Source organism: Micromonospora sp. IBSANI012 (genome assembly GCF_052814045.1).
In genome coordinates, this window is record NZ_CP199933.1 from 3,853,206 (window position 1) to 3,869,315 (window position 16,110).

At 72.4% G+C, this 16,110-nt stretch carries 14 protein-coding genes and 1 pseudogene; 5 read left to right on the forward strand and 10 right to left on the reverse strand.

Annotated elements, in window-relative coordinates; all coding sequences use genetic code 11:
* Window positions 1-10 precede the first annotated feature (10 nt).
* The 3 genes from ACTWM8_RS17780 to ACTWM8_RS17790 all read right to left on the reverse strand — a co-directional run bounded on the left by ACTWM8_RS17780 (window position 11) and on the right by ACTWM8_RS17790 (window position 3,052).
* Complete coding sequence (locus ACTWM8_RS17780) at window positions 11-850, reverse strand: ATP-binding cassette domain-containing protein (protein WP_334575091.1); 840 nt, start codon at window positions 848-850, stop codon at window positions 11-13.
* Complete coding sequence (locus ACTWM8_RS17785) at window positions 847-1,875, reverse strand: ABC transporter permease (protein ID WP_357609033.1); 1,029 nt, start codon at window positions 1,873-1,875, stop codon at window positions 847-849. The genes ACTWM8_RS17780 and ACTWM8_RS17785 overlap by 4 nt, the downstream gene beginning before the upstream one ends.
* Window positions 1,876-1,972: 97 nt before the next feature.
* A complete protein-coding gene (locus ACTWM8_RS17790; protein WP_446210004.1) occupies window positions 1,973-3,052 on the reverse strand; it encodes a substrate-binding domain-containing protein in 1,080 nt (359 codons plus the stop codon).
* A 236-nt stretch (window positions 3,053-3,288) separates the two neighbouring features.
* On the opposite strand from ACTWM8_RS17790, the gene ACTWM8_RS17795 reads away from it, so the two are divergent.
* Both ACTWM8_RS17795 and ACTWM8_RS17800 read left to right on the forward strand, forming a co-directional pair.
* Entirely contained in the window at window positions 3,289-5,838 is a 2,550-nt protein-coding gene (locus tag ACTWM8_RS17795) for a GH32 C-terminal domain-containing protein (protein WP_446210005.1), read from the forward strand.
* Window positions 5,839-5,920: 82 nt separating this feature from the next.
* Complete coding sequence (locus ACTWM8_RS17800) at window positions 5,921-6,976, forward strand: LacI family DNA-binding transcriptional regulator (protein WP_179805270.1); 1,056 nt, start codon at window positions 5,921-5,923, stop codon at window positions 6,974-6,976.
* 74 nt (window positions 6,977-7,050) lie between these two features.
* Here ACTWM8_RS17800 and ACTWM8_RS17805 read toward each other — a convergent pair whose 3' ends face one another.
* The 4 genes and pseudogenes from ACTWM8_RS17805 to ACTWM8_RS17820 form a co-directional block, all read right to left on the reverse strand.
* On the reverse strand, window positions 7,051-8,199 hold the full coding sequence (locus tag ACTWM8_RS17805; RefSeq protein WP_446210006.1) for an alpha-hydroxy acid oxidase: 1,149 nt from the start codon (window positions 8,197-8,199) through the stop codon (window positions 7,051-7,053).
* Window positions 8,192-8,986 (reverse strand): alpha/beta hydrolase, encoded by a 795-nt coding sequence (locus ACTWM8_RS17810; protein ID WP_446210007.1) that lies wholly within the window; start codon window positions 8,984-8,986, stop codon window positions 8,192-8,194. The genes ACTWM8_RS17805 and ACTWM8_RS17810 overlap by 8 nt, the downstream gene beginning before the upstream one ends.
* Window positions 8,987-8,996: 10 nt before the next feature.
* Window positions 8,997-9,335: pseudogene (locus tag ACTWM8_RS17815) on the reverse strand (cytochrome P450); the annotation flags it as partial.
* Window positions 9,336-9,531: 196 nt separating this feature from the next.
* On the reverse strand, window positions 9,532-10,056 hold the full coding sequence (locus ACTWM8_RS17820; RefSeq protein WP_446210008.1) for a hypothetical protein: 525 nt from the start codon (window positions 10,054-10,056) through the stop codon (window positions 9,532-9,534).
* 120 nt (window positions 10,057-10,176) lie between these two features.
* On the opposite strand from ACTWM8_RS17820, the gene ACTWM8_RS17825 reads away from it, so the two are divergent.
* Window positions 10,177-11,574 (forward strand): BTAD domain-containing putative transcriptional regulator, encoded by a 1,398-nt coding sequence (locus ACTWM8_RS17825; protein WP_446210009.1) that lies wholly within the window; start codon window positions 10,177-10,179, stop codon window positions 11,572-11,574.
* Complete coding sequence (locus tag ACTWM8_RS17830) at window positions 11,556-12,029, forward strand: nucleotidyltransferase domain-containing protein (RefSeq protein ID WP_446210010.1); 474 nt, start codon at window positions 11,556-11,558, stop codon at window positions 12,027-12,029. Before ACTWM8_RS17825 ends, ACTWM8_RS17830 begins: the two co-directional genes overlap by 19 nt.
* Before the next feature lies 1 nt (window position 12,030).
* Here the strand turns inward: ACTWM8_RS17830 and ACTWM8_RS17835 are convergent, their stop codons facing one another.
* The 3 genes from ACTWM8_RS17835 to ACTWM8_RS17845 are packed head-to-tail and all read right to left on the reverse strand — an operon-like array spanning window position 12,031 to window position 13,137.
* Entirely contained in the window at window positions 12,031-12,360 is a 330-nt protein-coding gene (locus tag ACTWM8_RS17835) for a hypothetical protein (protein ID WP_446210011.1), read from the reverse strand.
* 43 nt (window positions 12,361-12,403) lie between these two features.
* Complete coding sequence (locus ACTWM8_RS17840; protein ID WP_446210012.1) at window positions 12,404-12,754, reverse strand: hypothetical protein; 351 nt, start codon at window positions 12,752-12,754, stop codon at window positions 12,404-12,406.
* Window positions 12,751-13,137 (reverse strand): hypothetical protein, encoded by a 387-nt coding sequence (locus ACTWM8_RS17845; RefSeq protein WP_446210013.1) that lies wholly within the window; start codon window positions 13,135-13,137, stop codon window positions 12,751-12,753. The genes ACTWM8_RS17840 and ACTWM8_RS17845 overlap by 4 nt, the downstream gene beginning before the upstream one ends.
* 363 nt (window positions 13,138-13,500) lie before the next feature.
* Between ACTWM8_RS17845 and rph the strand changes: the two genes are divergently transcribed.
* Complete coding sequence (rph, locus tag ACTWM8_RS17850; RefSeq protein ID WP_446210014.1) at window positions 13,501-16,098, forward strand: rifamycin-inactivating phosphotransferase; 2,598 nt, start codon at window positions 13,501-13,503, stop codon at window positions 16,096-16,098.
* Window positions 16,099-16,110: the final 12 nt, after the last annotated feature.

Genomic DNA, 16,110 nt, shown 5'->3' on the forward strand with positions numbered 1-16,110 from the left:
TGCCACCGGCTCAGCCGGCCGCCCGCCCCGGGGTCTCCTCGAGGGTGGTCGCCCCGGTCATGATCGCTACCGCCTCCGGCATCGTGTGCGACCTCGGGGTGACCACCCCGGCGCAGCGGCCCAGCCGCTGGATGTGGATGCGGTCGGCGACCTCGAACACGTGCGGCATGTTGTGGCTGATGAGGATCACCGGCAGGCCCCGCGAGCGGACCTCCTCGATCATCCTCAGCACCTGGTTGGACTCCTTGACGCCCAGCGCGGCGGTCGGCTCGTCCAGCACGATCACCTTGCTGCCGAAGGCCGCCGCCCGCGCCACCGCCACCGCCTGCCGCTGGCCGCCGGAGAGGGTCTCCACCGCCTGTGCCACGTTCTGCAGCGTGCCGATCCCGAGGTCGGCGAGGGCCTGCGTGGCCTCGCGCCGCATGCCCTTCTGGTCGAGCATCCGGAACACCGCACCGAGCACCCCGCGCCGGCGCTTCTCCCGGCCCAGGAAGAGGTTGCTCGCGATGTCCAGCGCCGGCGCCACGGCCAACGTCTGGTAGACGGTCTCGATACCGGCGTCACGAGCGTCCTGCGGCCGCTTGAACTGCGCCGGCCTGCCCTCCAGGAACAGGTGTCCGGCATCGGGGGTCAGCGCGCCGGTCAGGCATTTGATCAGCGTCGACTTGCCGGCGCCGTTGTCGCCGATGACGGCGAGCACCTCACCCGGGTACAGGTCGAGGTCCACTCCATCGAGCCCGACGACCTTGCCGAACGTCTTGACCAGGCCGCGGGCCGAGAGCACCGGGGAGCGCTGGTCGCTGTCGGGGGCGTCCGGCCGGCTGGCGGGAACGTGCGTGGTGGCGGTCATGACCTCACCTTCCTGATCCACTGGTCGACGGCCACGGCGAGGATCACCAGCAGACCGACGGCGAGCACGCGGTACTGGTCGTCGACGCCGGCGAGGGAGAGGCCGCTGCGGAAGAAACCGACGATCAGCGCGCCGAGCAGGGTGCCCAGCACCGCACCCCGGCCGCCGAAGAGACTGGTGCCGCCGATGACCACGGCCGTGATGCTCTCCAGGTTGGCGTCGGTGATGGCGTTCGGGCTGGCCGCGCCGGCGCGTCCGATCAGGATCCAGGCGGTGACGCCGTAGATGGCGCCGGCGACGACGTACACGCTCAGCAGGACCCGGTCGACCCGGATGCCGGCGAGCCGGGCGGCCTCCTTGTCGTCACCCACGGCGTAGACGTGCCGGCCCCAGGCGGTCTTGGCCAGGGCGAAGCCCACCGCGAGGTAGAGGATGACGACCGCGACCACGCCGAAGGTGATCCGGAACCGGCCCAGCGGGAAGGATTCACCGGTCCAGCTGAGCACCGCCGGGAGGTCGGTGGCCTGGACGCTCTGGCCGCCGGAGTAGAGCAGCCCGATGGCGGTGAATACGCTGAGCGTGCCGAGCGTGACGATGAACGGCGGTAGCTTCAGCCGGGTCACCAGCGCCCCGTTGAGGGCTCCGGCGGCGGCGCCGACCGCCACGGCCAGGACGATGGCGAGGACGCCGGGCAGTCCCTGCCCCTCGGCCAGCTTGGCCGAGAGCATCATGGCCAGGATGACGATCGCGCCGACCGACAGGTCGATACCGGCGGTCAGGATGATCAGGGTCTGCCCGACGGCCAGCGCGCCGATGACGGCCACCTGCTGCAGCACCAGCGACAGCGAGTTGGGCGAGGCGAAGCGCGGGTTGAGCGTGGAGAAGACGACGAACGATCCGACCAGCACGAGGAACGGGCTGATCGCGGGGTGCGCGTGCAGCAGGTGCTGGACGCGTTGCAGCGGCGAGTGCCGGCGCAGGGCGAACTGCTGCGCGGCGGTGGTGGGTGGGGTCGTGGTGGTCACGGCGGGCTCCCTGCCGTTGTCGACGGTGGCGGACGAACCGCCCGGTCGAGGGCCCGGGGCGAGGTGTCCCGGGCGCCTCGACCGTGGCGGCGGTGGATCAGCCCCAGCAGCGCTGCGCGCCGTCGGTGCTGGTGATGCTCTCGACCCCGGCGGCCGCCTTGTCGGTGACCAGGGTGACGCCAGTGTCGAAGAAGTCGAGGCCCGCGGAGGCCTTCGGCTTCTCCCCGTCGTTCGCGATCTTCTTGATCGCCTGCACGCCCAGCTCCGCCATCTTCAGCGGGTACTGCTGCGAGGTGGCGCCGATGACGCCGTCCTTGACCTGCCGGACGCCGTCGCAGCCACCGTCGACGGAGACGACCAGCACGCCCTGCGTCTTTCCGGCCGCCTGAAGAGCCTTGTGCGCACCGACGGCGGCGGGCTCGTTGATGGTGTAGACCACGTTGATGTCCGGGTTCCTGGTCAGGCAGTTCTCCATCGCCGTACGGCCGCCGTCCTCGGCGCCGTTGGTCGGCTCGTTGCAGGCGATCGTGTAGGTGCCGCCCGAGTAGCTGCCGGTCTTCGCCTCGTCGCCGTTCTTCTTCCGGTCGGCGGTGCCGATGCCCATCCCGGTCAGGAAACCCTGGTCGCGGTCGTAGTCGACGGAAACCACCTTGTCATTGAACAGGTCCAGCAGGGCGATGGTCGCGGGCTTGCCGGCGAGCTGGTTCGCCGTCCACTTACCGATCAGCTCGCCGGCCTTGAAGTTGTCGGTGGCGAAGGTGATGTCCACGGTGTTCGCCGGGTCGGGCGGGGTGTCCAGCGCGATGACGTAGAGCCCGGCGTCCCGGGCCTTCTTGATGGCGGGGTTGACGCCCGGGCCGTTCGGGGTGATCAGGATGCCATCGTCACCGCGGGCGATCGCGTCCTCGATGGCCTGCACCTGGCCGGCCTCGTCGCCGTCCTCCTTGCCGGCGGCGAGGGTCAGCTTGACGCCCTCCGCCTCGGCGGCCTTCCTCGCGCCCTGCTGCATGGTGACGAAGAACGGGTTCGTGGAGTTCTTGGTGATCAGCGAAACGGCGACGCTCTTGTCACCGTCCGCGGAGCCCGAGCTGTCACCGCACCCGCTGACGACCATGCCGGTTGCCGCCGCGACGGCGACCAGCAGGGCCGCGCGCCGGCGGACGATGCGCTGAATCATGTGTTCTCCCTCAATGACTCCCCGTCGGAACCGTGGGGGGTGATGACAACGATGTCAGCGCAGTTTCGACTCAGGGCCAGAGAGATGTCAATGGTTCCTTGCTCGCTTTTTCCTAACCACGACGTAACTCCCGGGTAACCCTTGACATCGATGTCAGCGGCCGCGCAGGATGCGCCCACGTTCGGACGGCCGGCGCCGGGAGGGTGTGCGGACGTCCTCGACGGACGGAGGATGGGATGAGGATCCGCCGATGGCTGGCCGCGTGTGCGGCCGCGGCCCTCGTGACGGTGGCGCCGGGCGCGGCCGGGGCATCGACCGCGACCAGGGACGAGCCCTACCGACCGCAGATCCACTTCAGCCCCGAGCGCAACTGGATGAACGATCCGAACGGCCTGGTGTGGTACCAGGGCGAGTGGCACCTCTTCTACCAGTACAACCCAGCGGGCGCGCAGTGGGGCAACATGTCCTGGGGGCACGCGGTCAGCCGGGACCTGCAGCACTGGGAGGAGCTGCCCGTCGCCATTCCGTACTCGTCGGACGAGCACATCTTCTCCGGCTCGGTCGTGGTCGACGAGCGCAACACCTCCGGCTTCGGCAGCCCGGGCGCACCCGCGATGGTGGCCGTCTACACCAGCTGGTACCCGGGCACCGGCATCCAGGCGCAGTCGCTGGCGTACAGCACCGACCGCGGACGCCGGTGGACGAAGTACGCGGGCAACCCCGTGCTCGACCTCGGTTCCCGCGAGTTCCGCGATCCGAAGGTCTTCTGGGACACCAGATCCGGGCAGTGGACCATGGCGGTCGTGCTCGCCACCGAGCACAAGGTCAGCTTCTACGGCTCGGCCGATCTCCGATCCTGGCGCCACCTGAGCGACTTCGGGCCGGCCAACGCCGTCGGCGGGGTATGGGAGGTGCCGGACCTGTTCGAGCTGCCGGTGGACGGCGACCCGCACCACACGAAATGGGTCCTGGTCGTCAACCTGAACCCCGGGGCGGTGGCCGGCGGGTCGGGCGCGCAGTACTTCATCGGCGACTGGGACGGCACCAGGTTCACCGCCGAGAACGTGGTCACCGGCGAGCCGGCACCGCCGGCCGGAAGGCTCTTCGCCGACTTCGAGGGCGACTACGCCGGATGGACGGTCGAGAACGACCCGGCGCTGGGGCCCGGCCCGTTCGGAGCCGGCCCGTACCCCGGCACCGTGCCCGGTCAGCAGCAGGTCAGCGGCTTCCAGGGCCGGTCCCTGGTCAACAGCTTCCTGGGCTTCGACGCACCCAGGGGGCGGATGGTCTCCGCCGACTTCACCGTCGACCAGGACTACGTGAACCTGCTCGTCGGCGGGGGCGGGCACCCGCATCTGCCCGGCACCACCACCGCCTTCGTGCCGGCCGGGGCCGAACCGGTGCTCGACTTCGAGCTGCCCGACGGCCAGACGTACGAGCACGCCGGTTGGAGCGCGACCGGCGGGCTGCGTGACCGGGCGCCGGTGGTCGGACCGGCGCGGTCGGAGCGCGGGCACGTCGGCGACAAGCTGCTCACCACCTTCTTCGAGGCCGACTCGACGACCGGCACCCTGACCTCCCCCGGCTTCACCATCGACCGGAACCACCTGAGCCTGCTCGTCGGCGCCGGCGGCCACGTGGACGACGGCGCGGGCCGTACGGTCGTCGAGCTGCTGGTGGACGGGCGGGTGGTGCGCAGCGCCACCGGCAACTTCTCCGGCTTCATGAACTGGCGCGGTTGGGACGTGAGCGAATTCCGGGGTCGTAGCGCCCAACTCCGGATCGTCGACGAGAACACCGGAGGGTGGGGGCATCTGCTGGTCGACCACCTGATCGCCACCGACGAACCTGTGCTGCCCCGGTCGGTGGAGACCGCGGTCAACCTCGTCGTGGACGGGCAGGTGGTCCGGACCGCCACCGGCAAGGACAGCGAACACCTGGACTGGGTGGCCTGGGACGTACGCGACCTCGCCGGCCGGCGCGCCCACCTGGAGATCAACGACTTCAACTCCGGTGGCTGGGGACACCTCCTCGTCGACCAGGTCACGTTCGCCGACCGGCCGGCGCAAAGCGAGCTGGAGCGCTTCGACTGGGTCGACCACGGCAAGGACTTCTACGCGGCCGTCTCGTACGACAACGTTCCCGGTGGCAGGCGGATCGTGGTCGGCTGGATGAACAACTGGCAGTACGCCGGCAGCACCCCGACCTCACCCTGGCGCGGCGCGATGGCGCTGCCCCGGGAGTTCGCGCTGACCACCGTCGCCGGCAGGGTCCGGCTGGTGCAGCGTCCGGCGGCCCAGCCCGCCGGCCTCCGGGGCGACGGTCCGGCGTTCACGCTGCACCACGCCACGGTGCGGCCCGGGGTGCTCGACCTGCCCCCCGCCGCCGACGGCACCGTGCTGGAGATCCAGGCCGAGTTCGAACTCCGCGACGCCGATCGCTTCGGCATCCAGGTACGCGGCAGCGACGAGGAACGCACGCTGATCGGGTACGACACCGGGGCGCGGCGCCTCTTCGTGGACCGGACCCGCTCGGGCGAGGCCGAGGTCCACCCGCTCTTCCCGGGCGTGCACTCCGGTCCGCTGTCGGTCGACGGAAACCGGGTACGGATGAGCATCTACGTGGATCGATCATCGGTCGAGGTCTTCGGCGGCGGCGGCGAGACCACGATCACCGACCTGATCTTCCCGGCGCCCGGCAGCGATCAGACCCGCCTCTTCAGCGAGGGTGGGGACGTCGTGGTGCGTTCCCTCACCGTCCGGCCGTTGCGGTCGGTGTGGGGATAGCCTGGCGGTCGATCATCGGCGGTCGGGGGTGGCGCCTGTCGTCCCCGATCACCACCTCCGCACCTGCCCGGTAGGAGCGCCCATGCCCACCGCCGCCACCGAAACGGCGAGCAACGCCAAGGCACGCCCGACCCTTCGGGACGTCGCGATGCTCGCCGGTGTCAGCCCGAAGACCGTCTCCCGGGTCGTGAACGGCGAGGCGGGCGTGTCCGCGCCGAAGACGGCCGCGGTACAGCGGGCGATCGCTCAACTGGACTACCGACCCAATTTCACCGCCAGCAGCCTCCGGCGCTCCAGCGGTCGCAGCGCCGCGATCGCCGCGGTGCTGGAGGATCTGGCCAACCCCTTCTCGGCGGCGCTGCACCGGGCCATCGAGGACGCCGCGCGGGACCGGGGTGTGCTGATCTTCGCGGGCAGCGTGGACGAGAATCCGGAGCGGGAGCGGGAGCTCGTCCGAGCCTTCACCATGCGGCAGGCCGACGCCCTGGTCGTCGTGCCCGCCAGCGACGACCAGAGTTACCTCGCCAACGAGGTCAGCACCGGAACCCCGGTGGTGTTCGTCGACCGACCGCCGGTCGGTCTGCCGGTGGACGCCGTCCTCACCGACAACCACGACGGCGCGGCGGCGGCCGTGCACCATCTCGTCCGGCACGGGCACCGTGACATCGCCTACCTGGGCGACCTGCGCAACATCCCGACGGCCCGCCAACGGTTCCAGGGCTTCAAGGAGGCGCTCAGCGACCACGGCATCCGACCGTCGACCGCCGCCATCGTGCACGACCTGCACACCGAGCGCGCGTCCGAGGAGGCGGTGCGCAGGCTGCTGTCGGCCGGGTCACCGCCCACCGCTCTCTTCACCGCGCAGAACCTGGTCACCGTCGGGGCGATCCGGGCGCTGCAGCAGCTTGGTCGGCAGCACGAGGTCGCCCTCGTCGGCTTCGACGACTTCCCGCTCGCCGATCTTCTCCAGCCGGCGGTCACGGTCGTCGCGCAGGACCCGTCGGAGATGGGGCGCGTGGCCGCGTCGCTGATCTTCCGGCGGCTCGACGGGGAGCAGTGGCGGCCGACGACCCACCTGGTGGCGAGCCGGCTGATCCCGCGCGGTTCGGGCGAGATCACGGGGCCGCACCGGGGCTGACCAGCGTCCCGTCGGGGCCGGCGGAACCACCGGGTGCAACGGGCGAGCGCCAGCTCCACTGGTTCGTCCACGGCTCAACCTCCGGTCAGGGTACGCAGGTCGCGGGCCGCCGCCGGATCGGCGCAGCCGGCGAGGGTGAGCGCGTCGCGCAGTTCGGTGGCGAGCAGCGCCAGCGCGGTCTCCGCGCCGGCCCGCCCGCCGGCCGCCAGGGCCCAGAGCATCGGCCGGCCCAGCAGCACCCCGGTCGCGCCGAGGGCGAGCGCGCGCAGCACGTCGGTGCCGCTGCGGATGCCGCTGTCCAGCAGCACCTCGGCGCGGCCGTCGACGGCGGCGACCACCTCGGGCAGCACGGTGGCGGTGGCGGGGGCGCCGTCGAGCTGCCGGCCGCCGTGGTTCGAGACCACCACGGCGTCCGCGCCGACCTGCACCGCCCGCACCGCGTCGCGCGGGTCGAGGATGCCCTTGACCAGCAGGGGCAGCGGGGTACGGTCCCGCAGCCAGTCGAGGTCGGCCCAGGTCAGCGCGGGGGCGAAGACCGCGCCGGTGTGCGCGGCGATCGCCGACACCCCGGGCGTGCCGGTGTGGGCGAGGTCGTCCCGCCCGCCGGGCAGGTTCGCCGCGGTGACGTCCGGCGGCAGCGCGAAGCCGTTGCGCACGTCGCGCCGCCGCCGGCCGAGCACCGGCACGTCGACGGTCACCATCAGCGCGGCGCAGCCGGCGGTGTGCGCCCGGTCCAGCAGGTCGGCGACCAGCCCCCGGTCGCGCAGCCAGTAGAGCTGGAACCAGACCGGTCCGTCGCCGGCGGCGATCACCTCCTCGATGCTGGTGCTGCTCAGCGTGCTGAGCGCGTAGGGCACCCCGGCCGCGCCGGCGGCCGCCGCCAGCGCCGACTCGCCGTCGGGGTGCAGCAGTCGCTGGTACGCCATCGGCGCCACCGCCACCGGCATCGCCTGCTCCCGGCCCAGCAGCGTCGCCGCCGTGCGGGGATCGTCCACCCCGGTGAGCATCCGGGGCAGCACGGCCACCCGGTCGAGGGCGGCCCGGTTGGCGGCGAGGGTCGTCTCGGCGCCGCTGCCGCCGTCGACGTAGTCCCAGACACCCGGCGGCACCGCCGCCCGGGCCAGCTCGGCGAAGTCCCCGAGGCAGACCGGCGGCCGGTCGTCGGTGAGTCCCGTCGGGGCGGGCCGGGGGGCAGGCAGGTCGGAGCGCACCGGGTCAGCCATCGGCCGGCCCACCCGTTCCCGCCACGGCACGCGCGCCGGCCGGCCGGGCGCCGTCGGTCGGCGATCCCGCCGGCGCGAAGCGGTCCCGGAGAAACGCGGCGGCCTGGTCCTGCGCCCGCCGGCGGGCGTCGAAGACGCCGGGCATCGCGAAGAACCCGTGGACCATCCCGGGATACCGGCTGAGCGTGACCGGCACGCCCGCCTCGCGCAGCCGCTCGGCGTACCGCTCCCCCTCCGCGCGCAGCGGGTCGTACTCGGCGGTGACGACCAGCGCCGGTGGGAGGCCGGCGAGGTCGGCGGCGAGCAGCGGGGAGGCGAGCGGGTCGGCCGCGTCGGCCGGGTCGGGCAGGTAGTGCCGCCGGTACCAGTCGACGGAGTGCCGGTTGAACAGCAGCGGGTCCTCGTCGCCGGAGGGCGCGCGGTCGGCCCGCTGGTCGGTGTTCGGATAGACCAGCAGCTGCCCGGCGAGCCGGGGGCCGGTGGCGCGGGCCAGCAGGGTCACCGCCGCCAGGTTGCCGCCGGCGCTGTCGCCGCCGCCGAAGAAGTACAGCAGGGTGGGCAGCGGGCCGTCGCCGGCCGGCCGGTACACCCGTACCGGAAGGTCGCCGGCGGGGCCGGGAAGGTGCGTGTCGCGTACCTCGTTGACCGGCTCGACGTCGCCGCCGCCGGCGCGGATCGCGGTGGGGTCGGCGGCGCGGGCCTCGGCGAGGGTCTGGGTGTAGAGCGGCGGCGTGTCGGCCGCGGCCCGCACGGACCGGTACGCCACCACCTGGGGGTCGAGCGGCATGCCGTGTCTCCTATCCGCCGGTCGAGACGAAGAGCTTGTCGATGCCACGCAAGAAGAGGCTCCCACTGTAGGTCAGCGTCCGGGTGACCGTCAGCCGCGGGAAGCGGGCCAGCAGCCGGGGCAGGGCGAGCCGCCCCTCCAAACGGGACACCGCGGCGCCGAGGCAGAAGTGCGGGCCGACGCCGAAGGCGAGCGAGGGCGGCCCGTTGCGGCGCGGGTCGAACCGGTCGGGGTCGGGGAAGCGGGCCGGGTCGCGGTTGGCGCCGGCGATCATCAGCAGCACGTTCTCGTCGCGCCGGACCGCGTACCCGGCGGCGACCGCGGTGATCGTGCGGTGTTCGGCGCGGGCCGGCACGGTGCTGATCGGTCCGTGCCCGTGCAGGGCCGCGTACCACGGGTAGGGGTTCTGCCGACCCTGCTCGCAGTAGAGGCCGGTCAGGATCTCGTCGACGTCCACGGTGGTGCTTTCCTCCCCAGGATGGACGGTGGGGCGGCGGGTCACCCCGCCGCCCCACGCCGCCCGGGGCCGCGGCCGGAGGCGGGAGTCAGTCCAGGTCGTCGCAGACGTTGTGCGTCGTGCCGTGGACCATCGTGAGGGTCTTGTAGAACGTCGGGCTGAACTCGATGCGGTACACCCCGTCGACGAGCCAGTAGCCGCGCGGCAGCGTGCCGCCGTCCTGCCGGAAGCCGAAGAGCGCCGGGCCGTTGGCGTACCAGGTCTGCGACCCGTCCGGGTGGTACTCGATCATGGCAGTGCCGCTGGCGTCCACCTGGGTGCTCGCCCCGCTGTCGGTGTTGGTCACCTCGACGATCAGGTCCCCCGCGTACAGCTCGCGGCGGGGCGAGCCGTCTGGGTTGGTGTCCAGCACCAGCTTGCGGACCTCGTCGCGCACCGGCTCACTGTGGATGGCGAAGTCGCACCGGGCCCCGGCCGGCTGGTCGAAGGCTCCCTGCGGGGCGGGCACCCAGCCGCGCGTACCCCCGGTGGTCTCCGCGGACGCCGGGCTCGCCCCGGCCGCGACGACCGCGACCATGGCGGCCACGGCGGCGACGCTCGTTCTCCTACGCATCTCTGCTCCTCCATCGGTGTCAGAACGCCCCCACCCTCACCCCCTCCCCTCACCACTGCCTGACCATCCCGCTCCCTCGCGGTGACAACCGGGGTGGGGGGTCAGGGGGTCAGGACGGGTATGGAGTTTCTTCTGCTCGGGGCGTTCGAGGCGCGGCGGGACGGGGAGCCGGTCGAGTTGGGCTGTCGGCGGCAGGAGCGGTGCGTCCTCGCGGTGCTGCTGCTCGACGTCGGCCACCGGGTCGGCACGGACCGGCTCATCGACCTGCTGTGGAACGGCGACCCACCGGCCTCGGCCCGGGGCGCCGTGCACACCTACATCGGGCGGTTGCGGGCGTCGCTGGCCCCGTACCAGGTCCGGATCACCACCCGGGGCGACGGCTACCTGGTGGAGCCGGACGGGCACCGGGTGGACGCGGTGGAGTTCGTCCAACTGGTGGACCGGGCGGCCGCCACCACCGACCCCGCCGAGCGGGTCCGGCTGCTGGACCGGGCGCTGGCGCTGCGGCGGGGCCCCCTGCTCGCCGGCACGGCCGACGACGTGCTGCGGGAACGGCTGGACGGGCCGCTGGAGGAGCGCCGGCTCACCGGCGTCGAGCTGCGCGCCGAGGCGCGGCTCGCGCTGGGCCAGCACGCCCGCGTGGTGACCGAGCTGACCCCGGTGGTCGGCCGGCACCCGACCCGGGAGCACCTGGTCGCCACCCTGATGACCGCGCTGTACCGGGGCGACCGGCAGGCCGACGCGCTGCGGCTGTACCGGCGCACCCGCCGGACGCTGGTGGACGACCTGGGGGTCGAGCCGGGCGACCGGCTGCGGGAGGTGCACCGGCGGATCCTGCGCGCCGACCACCGCCTGGAGCGGACCGGCCGACCGGTGTACGAGGTGCGGGTCCGCGGCGAGTCCCTGCCGTGGAGCGTCGGCGGCCATCCGGCGCTGGAGTTCTGCAACACCTTCGCCGGCTGGGGCCACCAGCCGCCGATGCCGGGCGCGGAGTGGCTGCGCGGCTACCGCACCCTGGCGGTCTGGACCGGCCACGTGGGGCTGGCCGACGAGGTGACCGTGGGCCGCCTGCTCGACCTCGCCCGCCGGAATCCGGTCGGGGCGAACGCCGCCCTCGACGAGGCCCGCGCGCTGCGCGCCCGGCTGTACGCCTGCCTGACCGACCCCGAGGACCGGCGCGCCTTCGACGCCGTCGCCCGGTACGCCGAGGAGGCCGCGAAGACACTGGTCTTCCGGCGCGACGCCGACGGTCGCGGCCGGTGGTGGCCGGACCTGACCGCCGGTCTGCGGCTGCCCGTGCACGCGGTCGCCTGGAGCGCCGCCGAACTGCTGGCCGACCCGCGCCGGCTCACCGTGCGGGCGTGCCCGGACGAGCGGTGCGGGTGGCTGTTCCTCGACGAGAGCGGCCTGCGGCGGTGGTGCAGCCTCGCCACCTGCGGCCGGTCCGCCGCGGACGCCCCCTGCCAGGGCGCGTCGATACCCGCTGGCAGGCTGGCCGGGTGGACGCAGACGAGGTGACCGCCCTGCTGACCGAGTTCGCCGCGCACGGGCTGCGGGCCTGGGTGGCCGGCGGCTGGGCGGTCGACGCGGTGGTCGGCCGGCAGACCCGGCCGCACGGCGATCTCGACCTCGCCGTCGACGCGGCCCAGCAGGCGGAGGTCCTCGCCCTGCTGGACCGGCTCGGCTTCGCCGTGACCGTCGACTGGCTGCCGGTCCGCGCCGAGCTGACCGCGCCGGACGGCCGGCGGGTCGACCTGCACCCGGTGGCGTTCCGGCCGGACGGCAGCGGGGTCCAGGAGGGGCTGGACGGCGCCAGCTTCGGCTACGCCGCGGACGGCTTCGCCGAGGGCGCCATCGACGGGCGGCCGGTGCGCTGCCTGTCGGTGGCCCAGCAGCTGCGCTTCCGGGAGGGCTACCCGCCGCGCGCCGTCGACCAGCACGACATCGCCCTGCTCCGGGCAGCGGTGGGCTGAGTCAGCCCACCGCGCCCTGGCGCTCGTCGCCGGTGTCGAAGAACCGGGTCAGGTACTCGCCGGGCGGCAGGTCGCTGTCCCGCATCAGCGAGTACACCTCCGCGCCGTGGCCCGGCTCGTCGAACAGGTGGAACGCCTGAGCGAGCCCGGAGTAGGTGAAGGAGGCGCCGTCGGTGTACTCGACGGCCTCCGCCTCGGCCAGCGCGATCGCCTCGTCGAAGCTGCCCGCCCGCCAGATCGTGATGCGTTCCTCGTAGACGATCGGCTCCCCGGCGGCGTTGTGGAACACGCAGCGGACCGCGTACCACTGCCCGTCGGCATTCTCGTCCACCGGGCCAGTCTGCCACCGCGCCGCGACACCCCCGGGCCGGGAGTCAGAGGTACGCCCCGCCCTCCTCGGTGACGCGGGCGACCAGCAGACCGATCCGGGCGGGGCCGGGCAGCCAGGGGTCGACGCCGCCCACCTCGGCGCGCAGGTGCTCACCCTCGACCCGCGCACCGTCGCTCCAGGGTGCCGGCCAGCTGGCGAACCGCCGCACCTCCACCAGACCGTCGGCGGTCAGGCTCACCAGCGCCCCGGCGAGCGCCGGCACGGTCTCCTCGACCGTCGGGGACCTCGCCCCGTTGTCGAACCAGGCGTCGGCGATCTCGGGCAGGGGCGCGTCGCCGTCGCACTCGTGCAGTACGAAGTACTCCACCTGGGTCAGGCCGGTCCGCTCCCTCATTCGTCCATTTTCTCCTGTTCGCCGCCGCATCCGCAGTCGGCCCCACCCCGGCGGATCGCGGGGCTTCTGCACGTTGTGATCACCGGGATCAGCACGAGGATGGTGTACAGGCCGAGCGTGAGCGGCAGGAACTGGGACGGCCGGGCCCAGACTCCCGCGCGGATGATGGCCACGCCGGCGGTGACCAGGCCGGCCCCGGTCAGGATCGGGGAGACGCTGAACAGCACGTCGCCGAGGTCCCGGTTGCTCGGCCAGATCACCTCGGCCGCGGCGATGATGAGCTGACCGACGATCGCGCTGGCCAAGCCCACCCGCGCGACGCGGCCGTGGCCACCGGCGTCGGAGAGTGCCAGGGCGCTGCGGCGGTCGTGGGGGTCCGGCACCCGCCGGAGGTACCCGGCACGCTCCAGGCGGTCGAAGGATCTCAGCCCGCGGCGGACGACAAAACAAAAGGCAAGGAGATCTCACTCCTCGCCACTTCTAACGTATAGCGCACAGGGGGGCTTGCGGCAAGACCCGGGACTTGCCGCAGAATCGGCGGCCGGACACCGACGAGGACATGGGGGACACGACGTGGGTGTGTTGTCGATGTACGGGGGACGCGGCCACCTCGAACCGCTGATGAGATTGGCGGTGCAGTTGCGGGCGCTTGACGCGGAGGTGCGGGGGTGCGCGCCGCCCGAGGCGCCGGTGATTCGATCGGCCAGTGCAGTGCAAGGGAGCACGGCCGCCTCGGAGGTATCGCAATGATCGAGCAGTACGTGTTGGATCTTCAAGAGGTTGACGAGACGCAGGTCGCGGTCGTTGGCGGCAAGGCCGCGCACCTGGGCGGGCTGTCGCGGATCGAAGGCCTCCGCGTGCCGGCTGGGTTTTGCGTGACGACGGCCGCCTTCCGGCGGATCATGGCGGAAGCGCCGTCGATCGACGATCGGCTCGATCAGCTGTCGCGCCTGAACCCGGATGACCGGGAGGCGATCCGCACGCTCGGCGCGGAGATCCGCCGGACCATCGAAGGGATTGCCATCCCGGGCGATCTGGCGGCGGCGATCACCCGCGCGCTCGCCCAGCTCGGCGAGCAAGGCGCCTACGCCGTGCGATCCAGCGCGACGGCAGAGGACCTGCCGACGGCATCCTTCGCCGGCCAGCAGGACACGTACCTGAACGTCGTGGGGCCGGCGGCGATCCTCCAGCACGTCAGCCGGTGCTGGGCGTCGCTGTTCACCGAGCGGGCCGTGACCTACCGCCTGCACAACGGCATCGACCACCGTACGGTCCACATGGCCGTGGTCGTGCAGCAGATGGTCTTCCCGGATGCGGCCGGCATCCTGTTCACGGCCGACCCCGTCACGGGCAACCGGAAGGTCGCCACCGTGGACGCCAGCTTCGGCCTCGGCGAGGCCCTGGTTTCCGGCCTGGTGAACCCGGACGTCTTCAAGGTGCGCGACGGCGAGGTCGTCGCCGAGGCGGTCGCCGCCAAACAGCGTGCCGTTCACCCCCTGCCGGCTGGCGGGACGCAGGAAGTGGCGATCGACCCGCAGCGGCAGGAGCAGCCGGCGCTGACGGATGCGCAGGTCGTGCGGCTCGTGCAGCTCGGGCGGCGGATCGAAGCGCATTTCGGCCGCCCGCAGGACATCGAATGGTGCCTGGTCGACGATGACTTCCAGATCGTGCAGAGCCGGCCAATCACCACGCTGTTCCCCATCCCCGCAGCCCGCGACCGGGAGAACCACGTCTACGTCTCCGTCGGTCATCAGCAGATGATGACCGACCCCATGAAGCCACTGGGCGTCTCCGTGTGGCAGCTGACGGCCATGGCGCCGATGCACGAGGCCGGCGGGAGGCTGTTCGTCGACGTCACCCGGCGCCTGGCCTCGCCCGCGAGCCGCGCCGGCATCCTGGAGGTGGTGGGGAGGGGCGATCCGCTGATCAGGGACGCGCTGGAGACCGTCCTCGACCGCGGCGACTTCGTCCCGACGCTCCCGGAGGCTGGTCCCGGCGGGCCGCCGGCCAGCGGCGCGTCCGCCCCGATCGAGACCGATCCGGCCATCGTCACCGAGCTGATCGAGCGCAGCCAGGCCTCCATCGCCGCCCTGCGGCGCGACATCGCGACGTTGACCGGACCGGCGCTGTTCGACTTCCTGCTGGAGGCCTTCCAGGAGCACAAGCGAGTCCTCAGTGATCCATTGAGCATGCAGGCGATCATGGCGGGGATGGAGGCCACCTGGTGGCTCAACGACCAGCTGCAGGAATGGCTGGGCGAGAAGAACGCGGCCGACACGCTCACGCTGTCCGCCCCCGGCAACGTCACGTCAGAGATGGGACTGGCGCTGCTCGACGTCGCTGACGTGATCCGGCCGCACCCGGAGGTGGTGACGTTCCTGCAGGGCGTCGAGGACGACGGCTTCCTGGACGAGCTGCCGAAGCTCGCGGGCGGGACCGAAGCGCGCGACGCCATCGAGGCCTACCTCGACCGGTACGGCATGCGCTGCGCCGGCGAGATCGACATCACGAGGCCGCGCTGGAGCGAACGCCCCACCACGCTCGTGCCCCTGATCCTCGACAACATCAAGCTCTTCGAGCCGGGCGCCGCCGAGCGGCGCTTCGAGCAAGGGCGACAGGAGGCGCAGAAGAAGCAAGAGGACCTGCTGGAACGCCTGCGGGCCCTGCCGGACGGGGAGCAGAAAGCCGACGAGGCCAAGCGGATGATCGACCGGGTCCGGACCTTCATCGGCTACCGGGAGTACCCGAAGTACGGCATCGTCAGCCGCTACTTCGTCTACAAGCAGGCCCTGCTGGAAGAGGCCGAGCGCCTCGTGCAGGCCAACGTGCTCGCTGAGAAGGAGGACATCTTCTACCTCACGTTCCAGGAGCTCCACGACGTCGTGCGCTCGAACCAGGTGGATGACCAGCTCATCCAGCAGCGCAAGGACGCGTTCCGGTCGTACCACGCGCTCACGCCGCCCCGGGTGCTGACATCGGATGGCGAGGCCATCGCCGGGGCGTACCGACGCGACGACGTGCCGACCGGCGCCCTGATCGGCCTACCGGTCTCCGCCGGGACCATCGAAGGGCGCGCCCGCGTCATCCTGGACATGGCCCAGGCTGATCTCGAACCGGGTGACATCCTCGTCACGGCCCACACGGACCCGAGCTGGACGCCTCTCTTCGTCGCCATCACAGGCCTGGTGACGGAGGTCGGAGGATTGATGACACACGGCGCAGTGATCGCACGGGAGTACGGCCTGCCGGCTGTCGTCGGTGTGGTAGATGCCACCCGGCTGATTGCCGATGGGCAGCGGATCCGCGTGCACGGAAGCGACGGGTACGTCGAGATTCTGCCTTGACCGTCAGGATCG

What these genes read in the sequence shown, in the direction of transcription:
- ACTWM8_RS17780 (WP_334575091.1), bottom strand. Translation starts at nt 850, where the DNA reads ATGACCGCCACCACGCACGTTCCCGCCAGCCGGCCGGACGCCCCCGAC.
- ACTWM8_RS17790 (WP_446210004.1), bottom strand. Translation starts at nt 3,052, where the DNA reads ATGATTCAGCGCATCGTCCGCCGGCGCGCGGCCCTGCTGGTCGCCGTC.
- ACTWM8_RS17795 (WP_446210005.1), top strand. Translation starts at nt 3,289, where the DNA reads ATGAGGATCCGCCGATGGCTGGCCGCGTGTGCGGCCGCGGCCCTCGTG.
- ACTWM8_RS17800 (WP_179805270.1), top strand. Translation starts at nt 5,921, where the DNA reads ATGCCCACCGCCGCCACCGAAACGGCGAGCAACGCCAAGGCACGCCCG.
- ACTWM8_RS17805 (WP_446210006.1), bottom strand. Translation starts at nt 8,199, where the DNA reads ATGGCTGACCCGGTGCGCTCCGACCTGCCTGCCCCCCGGCCCGCCCCG.
- ACTWM8_RS17810 (WP_446210007.1), bottom strand. Translation starts at nt 8,986, where the DNA reads ATGCCGCTCGACCCCCAGGTGGTGGCGTACCGGTCCGTGCGGGCCGCG.
- ACTWM8_RS17820 (WP_446210008.1), bottom strand. Translation starts at nt 10,056, where the DNA reads ATGCGTAGGAGAACGAGCGTCGCCGCCGTGGCCGCCATGGTCGCGGTC.
- ACTWM8_RS17825 (WP_446210009.1), top strand. Translation starts at nt 10,177, where the DNA reads ATGGAGTTTCTTCTGCTCGGGGCGTTCGAGGCGCGGCGGGACGGGGAG.
- ACTWM8_RS17840 (WP_446210012.1), bottom strand. Translation starts at nt 12,754, where the DNA reads ATGAGGGAGCGGACCGGCCTGACCCAGGTGGAGTACTTCGTACTGCAC.
- rph (WP_446210014.1), top strand. Translation starts at nt 13,501, where the DNA reads ATGATCGAGCAGTACGTGTTGGATCTTCAAGAGGTTGACGAGACGCAG.